Below are 20,902 nucleotides of genomic sequence, written 5' to 3'. Positions count from 1 at the left end.
CTCCCCCTTGGGGATAATATGCTACGCGCAAGGGGGTTTCCAAGGCTGACTAGGTTTAGGGACACGAGTTGCTGATCTCTGCTGTTGGCGATCCAGCGATCCATTGTTCGTGCTTCGCTGTTATTTATCTGGGCGCGGGGGCAAAGCTCTTGCGCTTCTGTGTTATTCAATAATCTCTGAAATAGACCTGCAATAGACCCCTGCAATCACTGTTACTAGGAGCACTGGCGTTCATGGTTGCGACTTCGAGGGCAGACGGTGAAACGTTTCGATTAAGTTCATTTTTGCTCAGCGACGGGCCCGCAGGGTTTCTGCTGAGTTGGGTGGCAGGGTTTGTGGATACCTCAGCATTTATTATTCTGTTTGGCATTTTCACCGCCCATGTCACAGGCAACATTGCGCTGGCAGGGTCGTCCTTTGTGGCATCGGACGAAGGCAGCACGGTGACGCGGCTGCTGATGCTGCCCATCTTTATGCTGACGGTGGCCATCACGTCACTGGTCGCTCGGTTTGCACGGGGCAAGAAGTGGCCGGTGTTTGCAGTGCTGCTGACCCTAGAGGCGATCGCCTTGGCGGTGTTTCTCGTCGTGGCGACGAGTCTCTCCCCCTCCCTGCTTGTAGACGTGCAGGAAGATCTGATTTTCCCCATCGCGATGACCGGCGTGGTGGCAATGGCAATTCAAAACGCGCTGATGAAAGAAGCAAAAGGCGTGTTTAAAAGCTACATCCCAACCACCGTGATGACGGGCAACACCACACAGCTCACCATCGACATGGTGCAGTATGTCGTGGGCAAGCTGACGATGCACAAAAACCCCCAGGCCAGCCAGGAGGTTGCCGAAGCGGTTGAACGGATAGGCCGCGTTTTTCCCGTCATCCTGGGGTTTGCGCTGGGCGGCGCGTCGGCGGTTTATTTTGTCATGGTTTCCGAAACTTGGTGGAGTTTGATCATTCCGCTGATGATCATTTCTGTGATGGCGATCGCCGCCTTCAAAGAACATGCCCAAGCCTCTTCCCCTGCATAATCTGAACCTGCACCATCTAAACCTGAACCCTACTTGATCGCTTTCTCGCATTTACGGATACACACAGCTTCATACACTGGTGTAATGCTGATGGGTGAAGAAGAGTGTTTTCCATCACCAGCACAATGTTGATTAAAGCTGATTTAAGTTTAAAGCTGATTTAATTTAGAGCTGATTGACTTAAAGCTGATTGACTTAAAGTTAACTGACTTCAAGTTGATTGACATCGAAAAACTAAATCAGCCTGATTCTCTCAAACAAGAAGGACATATCCGATGAGACGTGCGTTTCTGTCTTTAGTAGTTTCCCTAATCATGGGGTTGAACCTTTTATTGGGAACTGCTGCCCATGCCTTTCCGATTTCCCAGTTTTCCATTTCTGATTTATTAAAAGCGTTTCCGGGTCTAACGCAAACCAGCGACCTGGATTTGACCGAGTCGCAAAAAGAGCTTCTGCAACAGCTCAATGAAGAAGTGCTCCCTCAACTCGCTGCTGTTTTGCGCCCTGACCAGATTGATCAGTTTGCCGCCGAAATTGCAGGCGGCGACAGTCTCCGCAAGGCATTCAAGTCACTAACCTTGACACCAGAACAAAAGTCTGAGCTTGCCAGCCTAATCAAGGGCCTGCCCAAGAGCGACTTCTTTGCCACCCTGACCCCAGAGCAGCGCACCGAGTTTTTCATGCGAAAGAAGGGGCTATTCAAGCCATCTATTGAAGAGATCACTGAAAAGATCAAATTCGGTCTGAAGAAGAAGGAGATGTTTGCTCCGACTGCTGAAGAAATTGCCGAGAAAGTGAAGGCAAAAGGCATCACACCCGGCAAAGATGGCGTTGCACCGACGGCAGACGAAATCGCCGAAAAAATCAAGATTGGTCTGAAGAAGAAAGAAGAGTTTGCACCTTCTCTAGAAACGATTACGGAGGAGATCAAGCAGAAGATTGAGGCGGTTTCCGAATAACTTTTGCTCCGATTTGTTTCTTTCAAACTTCATAGAGGCTGCATGGTTCGAAAATTTCCGCCATGCAGCCTTTTGCTTTAGTTACGTTAGTTACGTTTGATGCTGGGTATGGACTGCTCCAATCCTTGCTTAGCACTTGCTTTTGTGGTGAGGGACGCGCTGCCTGCGAGAAACAAGGATTTCGTAACCCTCTGCATACCGCCCCAACTTCAAAACTGCTGTATCGTGCCAAAGATTGACGAACGAGACTAATAGCGAATTTGGAGCGTGACGGTTGTTTGCACTTCCTGTTCCCCTCCAATGACAGGGGTGGGGGGAGCAGCAGCCTCCATTGCCATAGACTGGCGCAAGACCGGCATCGGCGGGGGCGCGGAGGCATAGTTGATCTGCACACCGACAATTTCTTGACGGCGCAGACCTAACGCTGCCAGGACAGTATCCGCCTGGGACTGGGCCTGCTGCACGGCTTCGCGGAGCGCGACCTGTTGGGCCTGGGCGATCGCCTCATCCGACGCTACAAAGCTAACGCTATCGATGCGGCTGGCCCCTGCTTTCACGGCTTCATCCAGCAGCCCACCAGCCTGCTCCGTCGGCACACGGAAGCTGACGGTGTTCGTGGCTGTATAGCCTACCAGCCGCTGCTCGTTGTTGTTGTAGTTGTAGACTGGGGTGAGGTTGATGCCTGTGGTTTGCAGCTTATCAACCTGGCGCGATCGCAGCAATTGCACAACTGCATTGGATCGACGCGCTGCGTCTTGCTGGGCGGCTTCTGCGGTTGCCCCCCGCACTTCTACCCCCAGGTTGACCTGGCTCAGCGTGGTGGGGATAAACTCGTTCCCGGTTCCCGTTACCGTCAACACGCGCGTCATCACTTCGTTCGCCATTACTGGATCGGGGTTTATCGGCATCAGGCTCAGCCCACCCACCGCCAACAGCACCGCCGAACTCAGCCCAAAGGCTGTGCGCGTCAGTCTGCTTGGTTTCATTGCCGTTTTTATCATAGAAGGCATCGCGGGTTTCATTGCTATCATCTCCTCATAGGAATGAATTTAAGGATGCTCCTACTTTGGCACTGCCCAGGAGAGACGGTACGTTCAGTTACACTTTTTGATACCCCATCTTTTGAAACCTAGCCGATCGACCTGATCGAGGCGGAAGCAGCATCGCCACGTCTGCTGGCAGAAATGAAGCCACCGGAGTCGATTGGTGAGTTGGACTACTGCAAGTTTGGCGCTTCGCCTTTGGGCAGAGATAGAGGAACATAACATTAAGATGGGCGACCGCCCTTGTTCAGTCCCATTTGCTGACGCACGCTCTGACGAAATGTCTTCGCGGCTGCCAGCGGATTGGCATTGCGAACGCATTCACTCAGGAATTCTACATCCAGTTCAGGCAGCAATTCACTGTGCTGAACTAGCTCATAGCCAGCCGTTTGCAAAAACGATTTAGGAGCCTGTTCGCGGAGATGGTAAATCGAAAAGCGATCGCCCTGCCAAAACCAGACTTCTGAAATGCCCAGCCGCCGAAACCGTTCTAGTCGGTTCATCCCGCCACTGGTGACGATGACTTCGATCGCCAAATCTGGAATCTCCTTCTCGCTGCCAATGCAATAGCTCTCGTCTAGCTCTAGCCCAACCTGTTGCTGTGCCTGGCGAAAGGTGGTAAACCCGGTGGGGAAATATTCAATTTCTGCTTCCAAGAAATAGATCAACATCAAATCCCCAATGCGAGTTTTTCTGGACTCATGCCGACGGCTCGGTGCCACAATTTCCAACACTCCATCTAAATAGTTCACCCGGTAGGCAAGGCTGTCGCCCCGTTCTGCCAGCAGCGTTTCATATTGCGCCCAAGAGACGTTGGAGATGAGCCGCTGTTCTTCCGGATCTTCGATTTGCCAATGGGCTGCCAGGTCGTCGAGGAGTTGCATGGCGGAGTTGCGATTTTGGATTTTAGATTTTGGATTTTAGATTTTGGATTTTGGATTTTGCAGGGCGATCGCCCTGGATTGGTAATTATCAAGCATTATCGCGAATTATCGCTGAGAATTTTGAAACATCTGCCGCAGCCACTCCCAGAGGGCGAACACAGGCTGCATGGCTTCGCCCAAGCTGACTCCAGTAATTCGCACCAGCACAAACAGCAGCACCAGGAGAATCGCCACATTAATGGCAAGCCGGATCGCCTTGGTGATCAACGAAAACACCAGCATCAAAATGAGAACGGCGATCGCCGCCGTGATTAACGTCTCCACGTCGTTTTAGCCTCCTGGCGCTGTGTGTCTGCTGCTTCCACCATACTCAGACACGGAGTTGGAAATGGCAACTCTGTCCAGACGTGCGATCGTTCCGCATCCCCTCGCTCACCCCAAACTCTAAAATCTAGAACCCAAAATCCAAAACTCCTGATGGCAATCATCGAAACCTGAATACCAATCTGGCTCCCCACCTAAGATACGATGATGTATTGTGTTTCGCAGTTTCTAGCGTTTATCTCAGCGGGGGATGTAGCATGACGGCAACCCAGATGGCTCCGGGGTTTTGTGAAGGGATTCAGTATTTTGGTGAAACGCTGCCAGGATTCGAGACCTACGGGGCTACACCTGCCATCGCGGAAGGGGCAAGGGCGATCGCCACGCCAACAGACCCCGCTGCTGTCTTCCAAACGCTGCTCTATGCCGACGCGCTGCGCTACCTGACGATGCAAATCTGCGGCAGCAAGGGGTCTGGGCACCCCGGCGGCTTTGCCAGTCAGGCCGAAGCCTACGCTGCCCTGGTCATGCTGGGCTATAAGAACATCGTGACGGAGGTCGGCCACCATGCCCCTGGATTCTATAGCGCCATGTTCCTCGATCGCTCTCTAGAGGATATGGGCATTACCACCGTGCAGCAAATGCGCGATCGCTTCCGGGAGCGGCACGGACTGTTGGGTCACCTGTCTGGCTTCATTCCCGGTCTGCTGGCTCCGGCGGGGCCCCTGGGCCAGGGGCAGCATTTTGCAATGGCCGGGGCGTTGCTGTATCCCGACACGCTATTTCCCTTTACGATTGGCGACGGCGGGCTAGGCGAACCCTACATCATGAGTTCGTTTATGCACTTCCACACAGCCTTCCCCGGTTCTACCAACTTTTTGCCCGTGCTGGTGTGGAATGGCTTTTCGCAAGAACACCACAGCATGGTGTCGCTGAAGACTAACGAGCAAATGCTGGCCTATTGGCATGGGCACGGCTTTGACGAAGTGGTGCTGGTGGATGCGAAGGACTTCGACGACCAGGATCAGCCGGGAGATTACGTCGATAGCACGGCTTTCTCCTTGAAACAGCGCCTCGCCTTTACCCAGAGCGTGCTGGTGGGCGTGGATGAAGCGGCACGCTCTGCCCTCAGCGGCAAGCTAACCGCGTTTATCATCAAACAGCTCAAGGGCGCAGGGGTTCATGCCCGCGGTGCAAAGTCCCACAATCTGTACCCCAAAGATACGCTAGACGCGCCCCACATAATGGATGCACTGAAGGCGCGATCGCTCTCTCCTGAAGCTTGGGCAATCGTGCGGACGAACTGCGAGCGGGCGGGCGGCGGCCCGGCATCGAAAACCGTGGTCACCGAGTTTGAGCGTCCCCTGCCGGATCTGGGGCCGCTGCCGCTAGAGGAATATCCGGTAGGGGGCGACCCCAAGGTTTCGACTACGGCAATGGGCAAGCTGGTGGGGCATGTGGGAACGAGCGATCGCACGTTTCTGGTCACCAACGCTGATGGCAACGAGGCATCGGGCATCGCCAACATCAACCAGGCGCTAAAGATCATTCACCCCACCGAAGACCCGCTTTATAACCAGGCTCCCACGGGTCAGGTCTATGAGCCGCTGAGCGAAGATGCCTGCGCGGGGCTGGCAGCTGGGCTGTCGCTGTTTGGCGGGCGGACGCTGTGGTGTTCCTATGAATCGTTTGCCATTAACGGGTTGCCGATCTGGCAGACGGTCACGCAGGCGATGGCCGAGCTACGCCGCAAAACGCCCGCGACCATTACGCTGTTTACGGCAGGGGCGCTAGAGCAGGGGCGCAACGGCTGGACGCACCAGCGCCCAGAAATTGAGGCTTACTTTGCCGCCATGATGCGGAATGGGAATGTATTTCCGCTGTTTCCGCCCGATGCTAACAGCGTGCAGGCTTGCTACGAATGGGCGCTGTCGCAGAGCAACAAAGGTGTGGTGATTACCGCCAGCAAGTCGCCGCTGCCGATTCGCACGACGTTTGACCAGACGCGGCGGGCATTGGAACAGGGGGCGATCGCCCTTCACGACAGCACAGGCTCTAAAACCGTCGTGTTTGCGGTGGTAGGCGACATGATCCTTTTGCCCGTGTTCGATGCAGCCAAGCTTTTAGAAGCCCAAGGCTTGGGGGTGCGGATCGTGTCGGTCATCAGTCCCCGTCGCCTCTACCGCCCCAGCGATACGCTATGGGACATTTGCTCAGAACCAGACGGCGACTTCCTGGATGATGCTGGGTTCGAGCAACTGTTTGGCGGCGACGCGCTGATCGGCGTGACGGGTGGAGCCAGTGCCATGCTGGAGCCACTCATGCTGCGCTCAACCAGCAAGCGCGATGTGTTTGCCTGGAAGCGCGGCGAAACCACTGCCAGCGCTGGGGAACTGATGGCGCTCAACGGCATTACGGCCGAAGCGCTGGCTGCACGGGCGATCGCGCTAGTGTAATCGCGCTAGTCCAATAGTCTCAGCGCAATAACTGGAACGTAATACCTCAACCATCACCCGTTAGCGCCAGAAGTACCGTTGTGGCGGACTGCAAGAACTACTTGGCTCTAGGAACAATGAAATCCTGGCAGAAGAATGGCTGTCCTAATTGGAACCCAGCGCTGCTTCCATCTGGGGAATTAGGTTGTCCTGTCCAACGATATTAAACTTCCAAACCGCACTGAGCCGCTCAGTTTCATCAGGATCGAAGTCAAGAATCACTAGAAAAGCTCTCTCTGGTGAAATAGAGAGACGTTTTCGACGATCGGAAAACTTCTGATAAGCATCTCGATCTCTTCCTGTTTTGCACTCAATCAGCAATGGCTTGCCTTCAACCACATAGAATAAATCCAGTTCAAAACTGTCCCCGTTTGAGAATTGAATCAGCCGATTCATTAGACGAGAATAGGATAAGTTTGAGCGTTGCAGAAAATCAGAAACTTTGTATTCTATAAATCTCTCAAACCAGCCCCCTGTGAAAAAGCTCCGCGTATCTGGTCTATTCCGCACACTTGCACGAATGATCTTTTCGCCCGGAAAATACTTGTATCGAGAAAAGAATAGGGTGTCTTTGTCCAAGTCCTTACCAAATTGGGTAATCGTTCCAATTTGCTTTTGGGAGGCTCTACTGAGGTGACAGGTCAGATTTCTCTCATTTGTGATTGACCACTTGATTTGTCCTAATAAGCGAGATAGCTGGGGCTGACCATCTTCGTCCTTATACTTATTGCCTAATCTAACGGCGTGCTTATTAAAAATTTCTTCTGTGTGAGGGTCAAGCTCAGGTTGATCCATGACAGAAACGCCTCTATTCGCCAGCCATTTGATGGCAACCTCTTCACTGAAGCGTCCATCTAAAGGCTGAAGATTCTCAGCCTCTTCGGTCGTGTCTTCTGTAGCAGGATTTTCTATTAGGCTTGCTTTTGAATTCCTATCTAAGACGGGTTCGCTAAAGGGCGTATGTTCTGCTGAATCTGATTCCTCTAGTACGTCTGAAACGTGTTTTTCTGACAATTCAGGCAACTGAGGATAGGCATTTTCTTCCGGTTCCTCTGATTCAGGTAATAGGCGAGTTCTACGCCGAGCCAGAACCATTGAACTGGAGACTGCTCCTAAACCGCTGCTGGCGATGCTGGCAATAGAGTTTCTGGGGAATAGGGCTGAGGCTGTGCCACCCAGAACCATTGTTGCCAGCCCAACAACCAGTCCATCGGCTACCCATTTCTGCATGAGCTACGTAAACCTTGCGCGACAGCAGTCTCTAATGTTGTATATCAATCAGGAAGGTTCAGCAACTTATGTTTTTTTTCAGAGATTAATTGAACATCTTGCTCAAGCTTTTTAGCAACACTGCCTCAGAGGATCAATGACTTTTCATTAAGTTCTTACAAAACTTATTAAATGGAACTCCAAAGAATATGTCTGGGGTAGGGTTGATTCTCTACCCGAAAGAATACAAATGAGAAGAGATGAGACCAAGGCATTCAACGACCTAGGAAGCTTTAAAGCACTGCCTCGCACTTGAGCTCGCAAGTCTTCCTCTAGCTGCCGCCAGTTGTCCAAAGCGTAACCTACTTGTGCTAGAAACTTCGATTTGTCGTCCTTGGGCAATGACACTAGCAAGTAACGGGTTAGCTTTTCTTCCGCGATGATTGCATCTTGTAGCAGCAGCACTCTTTTGCAATCTTTGATCCTTCAGCATTCAGTCTTAAATATTCAGCCGCTGGTAGATCACGTCCAGATTTCTCAGGTGATAGTTAGGGTCAAAGCAGGCTTCGATTTCTTCTGGGGACAGGTGGGATTTGACCGTGGCATCGGCGGCAATTAGCGCATGAAAGTCCCCATCGGGCGTGTTCCAGGCTTGGTGGGCGCAGCTCTGCACCACGGCGTAGGCGGCTTCGCGGGCCAGACCCTTTTCTACCAGCGTCAGCATTACGCGCTGGCTAAACACAACGCCACCGTAGACGTTCATGTTGCGCTGCATATTTTCGGGATAGACCTGGAGATTTTTTACCAAGTCGGTGATTTCCACCAGCATGAAGTGGGTGAGGATGCAGGCATCGGGCAGGGCGACGCGCTCGACGGAGCTGTGGGAAATGTCGCGTTCGTGCCAGAGGGCCACGTTTTCTAGACCCGTCATGGCATAGCCGCGAATCAGGCGGGCCATCCCCGTCAGCCGCTCCGAGCGGATCGGGTTGCGCTTGTGGGGCATGGCGGAGGAGCCTTTTTGCCCTTTGGAGAAGAATTCTTCCACTTCCAGTACGTCGGTGCGCTGGAGGTTGCGGATTTCTACGGCAAAGCGCTCGATGGAGGCCGCCAGCAGCGCCAGCACGTTGAAGAACTGGGCATGGCGATCGCGCGAAATGACCTGCGTTGAGGCAGTATCCGGCTGCAAACCGAGCTTCTGACAGGCGATCGCCTCGATTTGCGGGTCGAGGTTGGCGTAGGTGCCCACTGCGCCAGAGATTTTGCCGACGGCGATTTCTTGATGGAGCTGACAGAGGCGATCGCGCCCGCGCAGCACCTCCGCCAGCCAGCCCGCCAGCTTGAAGCCAAAGGTGATGGGTTCCGCATGAATGCCGTGCGATCGCCCAATCATCACCGTTTCGCGGTGCTGCTGCGCCTGGAAGCGAATCGCCTGGGCCAGCTTGTCTACGTGGGATTGCAGCACCTCCAGGCTGGCCACCAGTTGCAGCGCCAGCGCCGTATCCAGCACGTCGGAACTGGTCATGCCCAGGTGAATGTAGCGTCCCGCATCGCCGACATACTCATTCACGTTCGTCAGGAAGGCGATCACGTCGTGCCGCACTTCCGCCTCGATTTCCAAAATCCGCTTCGGATCAAACTGCGCCTTGGCCTTGATTGTCTCCACTGCGTCTGCCGGAATATAGCCCAATTCCGCCTGCGCTTCGCAGACCGCAATCTCCACCTGGAGCCACGTCTTAAACTTATATTCGTCCGTCCAAAGGTTGCCCATTTCGGGCAAAGTATAGCGCTCGATCAAGGCTCTGCCGCTGAGTACAACCCATTTATTGTATGGGAAAGCGCTAGTCTTTCGTGCGTCCTGCGCGAAAAATCCACGTCGCGTTCCTAACCCATTTGCCAATCGGTGGAATGGTCGTCTAGCCCCACGTCGCGCTCCACAAAGGCGAGGACGGCGGCGCGATATTCCCGCAGGGTTTCATCGACCCAGCCGCGATCGCTACTGTCGGCGTAGAGATGCACCAGCGGTTCGCCTGCGTCGGGCAAGACCAGAATCCAGCTATCATGCTGCGGGTTGAAAATCTTCACGCCGTCGATCAGCTCAAGCTGCTGGGCAGGATGCGTCTCTACCAGATGCCGCATGAGGGAACCCTTGGCCGTCCAGGGACAGCGGACGGTGATCATCTTGTGGCAGACGCGGGGTAGGTCGAGGCGAATTTGGCCCAGGGTGCGGGGGGCGCTGCTGGCAATGTCTTGCGATCGCAGGCTGAGCATTTCAATGATCTTGGCAATGCAGAACATCGCGTCGAACCCAGGATGCAGTTGCGGAAAGATGAAGCCCATCTCGCCGCTGCCGCCCATCACCACGTTGGGGTTGGTGTAGCAGGCTTCCATCAGGGCGGTGGGGTTGGCGCGGGTGCGGAGAATCTGTCCGCCGTGGCGACGGGCGATTTGCTCGGCGGCGCTAGAAGCGTTGACCGGCACCACAACAGAGCCACGCGGATGCTGCGTCAGCACCATGTGAATCATCAGCGCCGTCAGCAGCTCGCCGCGAATCGGGCTGCCCGCTTCATCGACCAAAATCAACTGCTCACCGTTGGCCGAGACCTGCACGCCAAAGTTTGCCTTCAGCGCCTCGACGACATGCCCCAACTGGCTCAGCAGCGCCTCTCGGTCTTGGGCGCTGGGCACGGTGGGATTGAGGCTGGCGTTTAGCACCACCGCGTCGCAGCCAAATTTCGACAGCATTTGCGGCAGCACTGCGCCCGACACCGCATAGGCGTAGTCGATCACCACCTTGGAACTGTTGCTGCGAATGGCATCCAGCCGCAGGTGTCGCTCAAAGCTGTCGCAATAGATATCGCTGGCCTGATGCACCGTCACCACATTGCCAATCTCTTGAATCTGGGCGCGGCGAAAGTCTTCTTTGAAATAGGCTCCCTCGATCTTTTTCTCCTGAGCTTTTGATAAATTAATGCCCTTGTGGTTGAAAAATTCGATCAGGATGTGATCCGAGCGCTCTGGGTGGACGCGGACGTGAATCCCGGCGGCGACATTGCGGCTGGGGGCGACGGCGCGGGCCACGGGGATGGCAGTGGCCTCCAGGTTTTGCACATGAATGCCGACGGACATCAGGCCCGCAATGAGCGATCGCGACACCATGCGCGAAATGTTGCGCTGGTCGCGGGAGACCGTCACCTGGCTTCCTGGCTTTAGCGTGGAGCCAAAGGCCGCGCCCAGCCGCACGGCAAATTCTGGCGTGATGTCTACATTTGCCAGTCCCGACACGCCCCGCTGTCCAAACAAATTGCGGTGGGCGGCATGGCCCCAGATCAGGTTCATGTTGAGAATGGCACCGGGTTCGATGCGCTTGCTGGGCCAGATGCGGACATCGGGATTCACCAGTGCCTCTTCGCCAATCACCGAGAGAGAGCCGACGACTGCGCCCTCTAGCACATGGGCGCGGCGATCGACCCGCGTTCCTCTGGCGGCTACGCAGGCCCGCAGGTGCGCTTCGTCGCCCACCGTAACGCCGTTCCACAGAATCGGGCGCTTCAGGTCGGCATCGGCTCCGACGGTCACATTGTCGCCAATAATCGTGCCAGCGGCGATCGCCGCTCTGGGGCCAATCCGACAATTGCTGCCAATAATCGCAGGCGTGTCGATGTGGGCCGTGGGGTCGATGTGGGTGTTTTGCCCAACCCAGAGATTGGGCGATCGCTCTTCGCCTTCAAACTCTAGCTTTACGCGCCGATAAAGCGCGGCATATTGTGCCTCCCGGTAGGCATCCAGATGCCCCACATCGCACCAATAGCCCTTAGCAGCGTAGCCGTAGAGCGGCAGGTCTTTTTCTAGCAGCAGCGGAAATAGATCTTTGGAAAAGTCCGATTCTTCGTTGGCGGGCAGGTAATCCAGCACCTCCGGCTCCAGGATGTAGGTGCCCGTGTTCACTGTGTCGGAGAAGATTTCGCTACTGGAGGGCTTTTCCAAAAAACGCCGGATACGCCCGTCCTCATCGGTGATCACCACGCCAAACTCTAGCGGGTTGGCAATGTGAGCCAGCACCAGCGTTGCTTTTGCGCCCTTTTGTTTGTGAAAGGCGATCGCCTCGCTGAGGTTAATGTCCGTAATGCTGTCGCCGCTGATTACCAGGAAAGTTTCATCCAGCAAATCCGCTACGTTTTTGACGCAGCCCGCCGTTCCCAGCGGCTCGTCTTCCTCTACGGCATAGGTCATCTGCACGCCAAAATCGCTGCCGTCCTGAAAGTAATCCCGCATCACGTCGGGCAGATAGTGCAGCGTGGCGATGATTTCTGTAATCCCGTGCCGCCGCAGCAAGTTAATAATATGCTCGGCGATTGGGCGATTCAAAATGGGCACCATCGGTTTGGGCAAATCGCAAGTCAACGGTCGCAGCCGCGTGCCCGAACCCCCTGCCATTAGCACTGCTCGCATAACGCCTCCATTAGCCCGTTATTGCAGCGATCCTCAGTCGCGGGCTATAGCTCTTACTGTGACAGATTCAGATGATGAGAAGGCAGCCGAAAAAGATTTCGTTTTGTTAAATTCCCAGCGCAGCCCTCCCCGGATCGTCAGCAGTAAATCCAGCAATCGCAGACATCGGAGCTGAATCAGCAATCCTCAATCAGCAATCCTCAATCAGCAATCCTCAATCAGCAATCCTCAATCAGCAATCCTCGATCAGCAATCCTCAATCAGCAATCACAAATCATTCAATCAGCACTGCTCCTTGTCCTGCAACAACTTTGCCCAGGGCCCACGCTGCTAATCCCTGGGTTTGAAAAAAGCGGCAGGTTTCGTCAGCGCGATCGCCCGGAACCAGCACCACAAAGCCAACGCCCATATTAAAGGTGTTGAACATCTCAGCGCGAGGAACCGATCCCGCCGATTCCAGCCAGGTGAATATGGGTGGAATCGTCCAGCTTGTGGAGTCTACGCGCACGCTCTGGCCCTCGCCCAGAACACGGGGCAGGTTTTCAGGCAGGCCGCCCCCCGTGATGTGGGCCATGCCGTGGATCGGCAGCCCAGCCCGCAGCGCCGCCAGCACGGGCGCGACGTAAATGCGGGTCGGCATGAGCAAGACCTCGCCGAGGGATGCATTTCCCAGTTCTGGCAGAGATTCGCTCAGATCCAGACCGGCCTGTTCCACAATTTTGCGAACCAAGCTGAAGCCGTTGCTATGAATCCCGCTGCTGGGAAGAGCGATCGCCACATCGCCGATTTGCACCTGCGACCCGTCGAGGATCTGGCTCTTTTCCACAATGCCCACGCAAAAGCCCGCTAGGTCGTATTCCCCCGGCAGGTAAAACCCCGGCATCTCCGCCGTTTCGCCGCCCAGCAGCGCACAGCCCGCCTGCTTGCAGCCGTTGGTGATACCCGCCACCACGGCCGCGAGCTGGTCTTCATCCAGCTTGCCCGTCGCCAGGTAGTCCAGAAAAAACAGCGGTTCCGCGCCGCAGGTCAGCACGTCATTCACGCACATGGCCACTAGATCAATGCCTACGGTGTCATGGCGATCGCACTGGTGCGCTAGCTTCAGCTTTGTGCCCACGCCGTCTGTCCCCGACACCAGCACGGGTTCTCGATAGCCCGTCGGCAGTTGAAATAGCCCGCTAAATCCACCAATGCCGCCCATCACCTCTGGGCGATGCGTACTAGCGACCATGTCCCTGATTCGCCGCACGAAGGCCCGTCCTGCCTCTACATCTACCCCTGCCTGCCGATAGTCCATGAGTTCCCACGTGTGGAGTGCAAGGGAGTATTTTACAGGGATCGGGGGTCAGGGGTCAGAGAACAGAACTCTAACCCCCAAATCACTCCCTGCCTTCCCATCCCTCTGTCAGCAATACGGCGTTACATCCTCGCCGCAGTCGTCTGCCAGATAAGATAGCGCCCGAAACCGCAGCCCAACCAACTGCTCATACAGCGGATTGAGCTTGCACATGGCGGGGATGTGGACGATCTTGTGGCCAAACAGCACCACATCGCGCTCGAAGGGGCACTGCGGCGGGATCATTTTGCACAGGAAGCGGGCCAGTCGGGGATCTTGCACTTCCAGCCCGTCTAGCCACTCCTGCACAGGGGCCAGCACGGGGAGATAGTGTTCATCGTCAAAATCGGCGAACTGCTCCACAGTGCCGCTCTCGCTGGCTTCGGTCAACGTGTGGCGCAGCGAATCTAGCACGGCGGGCTGGAGGTTCAGCGCGGTGCAGTATTCCTGAAGCAGGCGGTCTTCGGCGGCAGAGTAAGTGCCATCGGCGATCGCCACCATCACCGCCGTCCGCAAAAAGTTTTCGGCCGTTTTCGGGTCGTTTCCCAGACCTTCGGCGACGGCTTCCGGCATGATGTGGGCTGCGCCTTCTAACTCGGTCTTGGGCGCTAGCTCGATCTCGGTCAGGTCAGAAATCAGCGCTTTTTCTTGTTCATCAAAATTGCCGTCGGCCCAGGCGAGGGCGAGCAGGCCGCGCAGCCAGACCGAAATCTGCTGATTGCTGTAAGGAGATGGCACTGCGCCAGTCATACGAAGAGAAAACGGAAGAGAGAGTGTGAGGGTCATGGGGCGAAATCCATCACATTGGCTCCATACATTAGCTCTATGCTAACGGGGCGATCGCCCGTGTAAGGCTGCCTCCTCGATGGGAAATCCCGAACCTGCATGGTGGAAATGACAGACTTGCAATCTGTCGCCTACGTAGCCAATATGATCCATATGATCCATCCCGCACGGCATCACTTTACCAAATTTCGAGAGCCTGGCCCTGATGCCTGTTACGCTGCTTCACTACTCTGCTTCACCCATCAGCACAAACGCGCCCCAGTCGCGGGAACTAGGGTATTGCTGCATCACAGTCAGCATCGCCTGACGCAGCGCTTGGGCCCGATTGGGGTTTTGCTTCAGGCTTTGGTAAAAGGCGGTCATCAGCGCAGCAGTGGAGTCATCGGGCACTGCCCACAGCGACACGACGACGCTGGATGCACCCGCCGAAATAAAGGAGCGCGACAGCCCAATCACACCATCGCCCGTAATCTTGCCGCGCCCTGTATCGCAGGCGCTGAGGACGACTAGATCTGCATTGGGCAATGACAGGCCGAGAATCTCATTGGTCGTGAGCAGTCCGTCCGACTCCGCAGTAGGAGCTAGCGCCAGCGCCCCTGGTACGCCCAGTCCGGCTACGTCATCCAGTAGACCATGCGTTGCCAGGTGAATAATGCGGGCGTTGGCCATGCGCTGGGCGATCGCCGTTTCGCTAGCCTGGCTCCCAGTAATCGCCTGCGTGTCGAGGATTTGGGCGATCGCCTGGGCTTCCTGCTCAGCATAGGGCAGGCTGCCGAGGGGCTGCGGTGGCTCCCCAACGCTGGGCATGGTGGGGTTGCCCACGATCAGGGAAGAAGCTGGACCCCGCCGTTGGCCCTGTCGCGCATGGGTTAGCCCTAGAATCTGAATCGCCGGAGCCGTGCGGATGGTGTGTCGCTCGATCAGAAATGAACCGTCTGCGCCTTGCAGTGTTGCAAAGGGGACAAGATAAAGCTGTCCTTGCGGAATGAACACCACCTGCGCCGTTGGGTCGCGGGGCAGCAAATCGGCGATCGGCTCAATCAATAGCTGATGCAGGGTTTGCAACTTGCGGCTGATGCGGCGGGTGGGGGCGGCGGGCGCTGGCGTGTTTGGGAGGGCACGGCTATCCCGCAGGTCGCTGCGGGTCTGCGACACCAGGCTGGCAACCTGCACTTCGGTCGCAGTTGCGCCCCGTCCGAGGGCGGCGGCGACACGAGTTTGCTCAGCGGTGTCTTCGATCGAAAGCGTCGTTTCGGGCAGGGTGGTCTGGCGAAACTGAATGTCTCCATCAGGGCGAATCACCCAAATGCCCAGACGATTGCGATTCAGCAGGGTATATTGCACTAGCGTTGCCTCTTGCTGTCGGGCAATTTGGCGAATTTCGGACAGCGAGGGGGGCGGCGTTTGCAGTCGGAGGGCGGCCTGTGCCGAGAGCCGCTGCGCCACCAGTTCTAAAAAGGCGCGAGACCGACCCCGTTCGGCAATCAGCAGCGCTTCCTGGGTTTTGCCCAGGTCGATTAGCACTTGCTGAAGCAGGCGATAGGTGGAAGCTTGCGTTTCAAACAGAGACACCTGGTCGGCATCGCTCAGCCCTGGCCGCAGGGATTCCCAGATATCCACTGCTTCGGTCAGAGCATCGGCTGCTGCTTCTAGGTTGCCCTGATCGACCAGCGCTTCCCCCAGCAGCGATAGCGCCCGTCCCTGATTAGGGCGATCGCCAATCTCTCGCAAAATCGCCAGCGCCCGCTGATAGTGCGCGACGGCTTCGGCTGGCTTGCCCTCGTCGGTGAGCAACTGACCTAGTTCGCCGAGGGCTTGCCCTTCGCCCGCGCGATCGCCAATCGACCGGGCGATCGCTAGCGCTTGTTCATACTGCTGACGAGCCGCCCGCAGATTGCCCATTGCGGCGTAGGCGCTGCCCAACACCTGCCGCAGTGCGCCCTCATTGGGGCGATCTTCCAGTTGCGCGGTGATTTCAATTGCCGATTGCAGCAGCGGCACGGCCCGGTCGGGTTCTGTGGTGCGGGCGTAGACGGTGCCCAGGCTGCCCAGCGTGTAGGCTTGTAGGCGGCGATCGCCCACACCCCGCGCCAGCGCCAGCCCCTCCTCCAGCACGGCCACCGCCCGCGACAGGTTGCCCAGGCGGGTATACAGTTGCCCCAAGCGCTGCAACACACCCGCCTGCATGACCCGGTCTTGCCCCTGCTGTGCCAGTTCCAGCGTTTTTTGATAGCTTTCCAGTGCAGCCGGATAGTTGCCCTGCTCAGTGTAGGTATTGCCCAGGTTGCCCAGCACATTCGCCTGACCGCGACGGCTATTCTCCGCCTGGGCGATCGCCAAACTTTGCTGAAAGGCGGCGATCGCCTCGTCGTAGCGTCCCTGCGCCCGATGCACAATGCCCAACTGATTGAGTACGTCGTACTCACCTTCGCGATCGCCCATTTGCTGCGTCAGCGGCAGGGCTGCCTGAAGACGGGCGATCGCCTCGTCATATTGCCCTAGCCGCGTATACAGGAACCCCAGATTAGACAGCGCAAAACTGACACCCCGGCGATCGCCCATTGCTTCTGCCACTGCCAGACTTTGCTGAAACAGACGCAGTGCTGCCTGCGGCCGCCCAATCGCCTCCTGAATCGCCGCCAGGTTGCCCAAGACGCGCCCCTCACCCACCCGATTGCCTGCTTGCCGATAGAGCCGCAACGCCTCCTGCCACAGGTGTTCGGCCGTATCCCACTGGCGGCGCTGAAACTGGCTTGCGCCCTGTTGCAGCCGCTCATCCGCTTGTTCTGTCAAACGGGCCTGAGCAGAGGGAACCGCTTGGGCCAAACGGGGCAACGGCTCCGCAGCAGCACGGGCCGGCAGTGCCGCCAGCGGCAACACCAGCAGCAGGCTGAGCCACTGCGCTCGATTTGAGCCAGACGAGCAGCGTGCAAACAATGAACGCGGCATAGGGCAGGAATTTCGTGGGAAGGGCTGTAGCAGATTACGGCCGATGAAAACGCTATCCAGCAGGATTCCCAGATTTTGCCCAAGGCTCAAACCATCCCATGAAAGACGTTTGCTGCTGCCTTACCTGTTGCCCTCAACCCACACGGGCACTCGCTTGTAGCCCGGCGTGCCGCAGCGCTTGTCCGTTTTGGCATGAAAAATTGCGTTCACTTCGGGATAAAACATCAGCGCCGCACCGGGACGCACCGCCCCGAAAATTACTTCCACGCCGTCTAGCTGACCCGCCTCGCCCCGCACCGTCACCCTCTGGTGTTCTGCAAGCCCAGCGCGGGCCGCGTCTAGCGGATTCAGCAAAATGCAGTGGCGATGGGGCATCCCTCGATAGCGATCGCCCTCCTTGTAGACCACCGTATTGTGCTGCGAATAGCTGCGGGCGGTGATTAGCGCCAGCACCAGCCCGGTTGTGCCATCGGCCGCGCCAAAGTGACTGGGGTCGGGCAGCGACAGATCGGGCAGCGGTGTCAGCTTCATCTGCGCTTTGCCAGAGGGCGTTTTGAACTGGGGCTGGGTCAAGATCCGCCCCGAAATGGTGAACTCTTCACCGCCGTCGTCCAAAGCAGCAATCTTTTCGTAGCCAGGAATCGTTTTGGCAATCAGTTGGCGAATGTAGCGCGTATCTTGCAGCTTGCGCCAGTCTACCGGGGCGTTGCCCAGCAGCCGATGCGCTAGTTCTGTGAGAAATGTAACTTCGGCAATCAGATCTGCCTGCTTCAGATGGGTCTGACCCGGATCATTCATTCGCACAAAGTTGTTGCCCGACTCCACCGTGGTTTTGTGCGGATTTTCAAAGCGGTTGAAGACTGGAATCACAATCGTATTCGTTTTGGCCAGCCCGTGAAAGTGTCCCGGATTAGGCTTGGTCGCCAGATAAATAATCGTGTCGATGTTGCCGAGGGCGCGTTTTGCCTGGGCGGTGTCGGGGTTTGCGCCGTAGAGGTTGCCGCCCAGCGCCAATAGCGTATCGACCTGACCTGCCTCTGCGGCTTCGATCAGATCGCGAGTATGATAACCCGGTGGCAAGTTGAGCGATCGCCCCAGCAGCTTTTCTAGCGCCTGCTGAATCTCCTGCTTCAGCTTCACCGTCACGCCCATGGAGCCAAAGCCCTGAACGTTGGAATGTCCGCGAATCGGCATCACCCCCGCGCCGGGTTTGCCCAAATTCCCCGTCATCAGAGCCGTGTTCACAATATTCCACACGTTGTCCACACTGTTCGCGTGGTGCGTAATGCCCATCGCCCAGGCAAACACGACGCGCTTTGCATTGCCAATCATCGCCGCCGCCGCTTCAATTTCCGGCTGAGACACGCCGCATCCCTGGGCGATCGCTTCCCAACTTGTGCTGCGGGCCTGTTCCACGACCGCTTCCCAGCCTTCGGTGTGCGCCTTGAGAAAGTCCCAGTCCACCTGATTGCGCTCCAGCAGCGCCTTTTGGATGCCCGTCAGCAGCGTCACGTCGCTGCCAGGAATGGGCTGCAAGTAGTGGGAGGAAATGTCTGAGCCGGGAATGAGCGATTTCAGCGGAAAGGCTGGCGAACCGAACTTGACCAGCCCCACCTCCATGATGGGGTTGATCACAATTACGGAACCGCCGCGATCGCGCAATTTGATTAGCTCATTCATTAGGCGCGGATGGTTGTAGGGCGCATTGGAACCCATCAGCACAACGCAATCGGACTGCTTCAGCCCCTCCAAGCTGACGGTCGAGGTACTGGTTCCCAGCACTTCTTTTAACCCCACGGTGGAAGGAGCATGACACAGGTCAGAACAGTCGGCGAGATTATTCGATCCCAGCGTCCGCAACAGGAGTTGCAGGAGGAATGCAGCTTCGTTGGAACTGCGCCCCGAACTATAGGACGCAATCCGCTCAGGTGATTTTTGGAAGGCAGCAGTGGCGAACGCATACACCTCATCCCAACTGACGCGCTCATAGTGCGATCGCCCCGCCCGCAAGATCATCGGCACACTCAGCCGCCCCAGCCGATCTGCCTCCATTGACGAAAGTTGCTGGAGTTCTGCGATGCTCTGCGTCTCAAAAAACTGCGGCGGCACGGCTGGCATTAGCTCCGCCATGATCGACTCAACGCTTTTCATGCAGCGCTGCATCGACTCGTCTAGCTCGTTGCGAAAGCCACCCTTTTGCCCACCCGTGCCCACGCACAAGATAAACAGCGCTCTTGTGCATTAGCGTTTGCCAAAGCTGCGGCCCTTCGGGTGTCAGCGTTTGCTCTGCCCAATATTGCACCACGGAAAGCCCACCACCCTGGTCGGGCGTGTCGGCATTGGTCTGGCTGTGGGGCGGCTTGGGCTGGGGAGTTGGAGACATGAGCCGTTGTGAGGAGCGGGGTGACGAATTGCAATGGAGTGGTATTTCTAATCCTTAACAAAAGGCTACCGCAGGACTGGTTGCAGAGGATGCCTCTACAGAAGGAGTCATTGGTTCTTACCAAAAAGTTTAGGGCGAACCCACTGTTCGTAGTGGCGACTTCAGTCGCTCTATTCATGGCTAGTCCCTCAGAGGCAGGCTAAAGCCTGTACTACAAACCCTATTTGTAGTGGCGACTTCAGTCGCTCTATTCATGGCTAGTCCCTCAGAGGCAGGCTAAAGCCTGTACTACAAACCCTATTTGTAGTGGCGACTTCAGTCGCTCTATTCATGGCTAGTCCCTCAGAGGCAGGCTAAAGCCTGTACTACAAACCCTATTTGTAGTGGCGACTTCAGTCGCTCTATTCATGGCTAGTCCCTTAGAGGCAGACTAAAGCCTGTACTACAAACCCTATTTGTAGTGGCGACTTCAGTCGCTCTATTCATGGCTAGTCCCTTAGAGGCAGGCTAAAGCCTGTACTACAAACCCTATTTGTAGTGGCGACTTCAGTCGCTCTATTCATGGCTAGCCCCTCAGAGGCAGGCTAAAGCTTGTACTACAAACCCTATTTGTAGTGGCGACTTCAGTCGCTCTATTCATGGCTAGTCCCTTAGAGGCAGGCTAAAGCCTGTACTACAAACCCTATTTGTAGTGGCGACTTCAGTCGCTCTATTCATGGCTAGTCCCTCAGAGGCAGGCTAAAGCCTGTACTACAAACCCTATTTGTAGTGGCGACTTCAGTCGCTCTATTCATGGCTAGTCCCTTAGAGGCAGGCTAAAGCCTGTACTACAAACCCTATTTGTAGTGGCGACTTCAGTCGCTCTATTCATGGCTAGCCCCTCAGAGGCAGGCTAAAGCCTGTACTACAAACTAGGGGCAGAACTTCTGCCTCGGAGTACTAGCCCTAATCTACCGACCCTTGCTGCAATACCCTGTGAAGGGCATTATAGTGAAAGGTTTGATACAAGCCGCAAGGCATCGTAAGTATAATCCCAAGAAAGTCACAAGATTAAACACAGGAC

At 56.2% G+C, this 20,902-nt stretch carries 14 protein-coding genes; 3 read left to right on the top strand and 11 right to left on the bottom strand.

Annotated elements, in window-relative coordinates; all coding sequences use genetic code 11:
* Positions 1–233: 233 nt before the first annotated feature.
* Both O77CONTIG1_RS18980 and O77CONTIG1_RS18975 read left to right on the top strand, forming a co-directional pair.
* A complete protein-coding gene (locus tag O77CONTIG1_RS18980) occupies positions 234–1,025 on the top strand; it encodes a YoaK family protein (RefSeq protein WP_068513829.1) in 792 nt (263 codons plus the stop codon).
* 275 nt (positions 1,026–1,300) lie between these two features.
* Complete coding sequence (locus O77CONTIG1_RS18975) at positions 1,301–1,984, top strand: hypothetical protein (protein WP_156435465.1); 684 nt, start codon at positions 1,301–1,303, stop codon at positions 1,982–1,984.
* A 248-nt stretch (positions 1,985–2,232) separates the two neighbouring features.
* On the opposite strand, the gene O77CONTIG1_RS18970 is transcribed toward O77CONTIG1_RS18975, so the two are convergent.
* From O77CONTIG1_RS18970 to O77CONTIG1_RS18960, 3 genes are all read right to left on the bottom strand, one after another.
* Positions 2,233–2,970, bottom strand: coding sequence for an SIMPL domain-containing protein (locus tag O77CONTIG1_RS18970; RefSeq protein WP_068516830.1), 738 nt, complete (start codon positions 2,968–2,970; stop codon positions 2,233–2,235).
* A 281-nt stretch (positions 2,971–3,251) separates the two neighbouring features.
* Positions 3,252–3,911 carry a Uma2 family endonuclease gene (locus tag O77CONTIG1_RS18965; protein WP_068513823.1) on the bottom strand — a complete coding sequence of 220 codons (660 nt, stop codon included), beginning with the start codon at positions 3,909–3,911 and terminating at the stop codon, positions 3,252–3,254.
* A 105-nt stretch (positions 3,912–4,016) separates the two neighbouring features.
* Positions 4,017–4,235, bottom strand: coding sequence for a hypothetical protein (locus O77CONTIG1_RS18960; protein WP_068513819.1), 219 nt, complete (start codon positions 4,233–4,235; stop codon positions 4,017–4,019).
* A 257-nt stretch (positions 4,236–4,492) separates the two neighbouring features.
* Here O77CONTIG1_RS18960 and O77CONTIG1_RS18955 point away from each other — a divergent pair, with 257 nt between their 5' ends.
* Entirely contained in the window at positions 4,493–6,688 is a 2,196-nt protein-coding gene (locus tag O77CONTIG1_RS18955; protein ID WP_068513816.1) for a transketolase, read from the top strand.
* 144 nt (positions 6,689–6,832) lie between these two features.
* Here O77CONTIG1_RS18955 and O77CONTIG1_RS18950 read toward each other — a convergent pair whose 3' ends face one another.
* From O77CONTIG1_RS18950 to O77CONTIG1_RS28155, 8 genes are all read right to left on the bottom strand, one after another.
* The gene (locus O77CONTIG1_RS18950) at positions 6,833–7,912 is read right to left on the bottom strand and encodes a hypothetical protein (protein ID WP_172799727.1); all 1,080 of its coding nucleotides are present in this window, start codon (positions 7,910–7,912) and stop codon (positions 6,833–6,835) included.
* Positions 7,913–8,435: 523 nt separating this feature from the next.
* Entirely contained in the window at positions 8,436–9,731 is a 1,296-nt protein-coding gene (gene purB, locus O77CONTIG1_RS18945) for an adenylosuccinate lyase (protein ID WP_068513811.1), read from the bottom strand.
* 86 nt (positions 9,732–9,817) lie between these two features.
* Positions 9,818–12,385, bottom strand: coding sequence for a mannose-1-phosphate guanyltransferase (locus O77CONTIG1_RS18940; RefSeq protein WP_068513808.1), 2,568 nt, complete (start codon positions 12,383–12,385; stop codon positions 9,818–9,820).
* A gap of 274 nt (positions 12,386–12,659) precedes the next feature.
* Complete coding sequence (gene purM / locus O77CONTIG1_RS18935; RefSeq protein ID WP_068513805.1) at positions 12,660–13,682, bottom strand: phosphoribosylformylglycinamidine cyclo-ligase; 1,023 nt, start codon at positions 13,680–13,682, stop codon at positions 12,660–12,662.
* A gap of 108 nt (positions 13,683–13,790) precedes the next feature.
* Positions 13,791–14,507, bottom strand: coding sequence for a Mo-dependent nitrogenase C-terminal domain-containing protein (locus O77CONTIG1_RS18930; protein WP_286132412.1), 717 nt, complete (start codon positions 14,505–14,507; stop codon positions 13,791–13,793).
* Between the two features lie 225 nt (positions 14,508–14,732).
* Positions 14,733–17,456 (bottom strand): CHAT domain-containing tetratricopeptide repeat protein, encoded by a 2,724-nt coding sequence (locus O77CONTIG1_RS18925; protein ID WP_084782841.1) that lies wholly within the window; start codon positions 17,454–17,456, stop codon positions 14,733–14,735.
* Between the two features lie 120 nt (positions 17,457–17,576).
* Positions 17,577–19,607, bottom strand: coding sequence for an FdhF/YdeP family oxidoreductase (locus O77CONTIG1_RS18920; protein WP_286132410.1), 2,031 nt, complete (start codon positions 19,605–19,607; stop codon positions 17,577–17,579).
* The gene (locus O77CONTIG1_RS28155) at positions 19,594–19,839 is read right to left on the bottom strand and encodes a hypothetical protein (RefSeq protein ID WP_286132409.1); all 246 of its coding nucleotides are present in this window, start codon (positions 19,837–19,839) and stop codon (positions 19,594–19,596) included. The genes O77CONTIG1_RS18920 and O77CONTIG1_RS28155 overlap by 14 nt, the downstream gene beginning before the upstream one ends.
* Positions 19,840–20,902: the final 1,063 nt, after the last annotated feature.

The sequence above is a fragment of the Leptolyngbya sp. O-77 genome, from assembly GCF_001548395.1.
GTDB lineage: Bacteria > Cyanobacteriota > Cyanobacteriia > Elainellales > Elainellaceae > Thermoleptolyngbya.
Note: the sequence above shows the minus strand (reverse complement) of the source record. Positions and strands in the feature narration are given on the sequence as shown.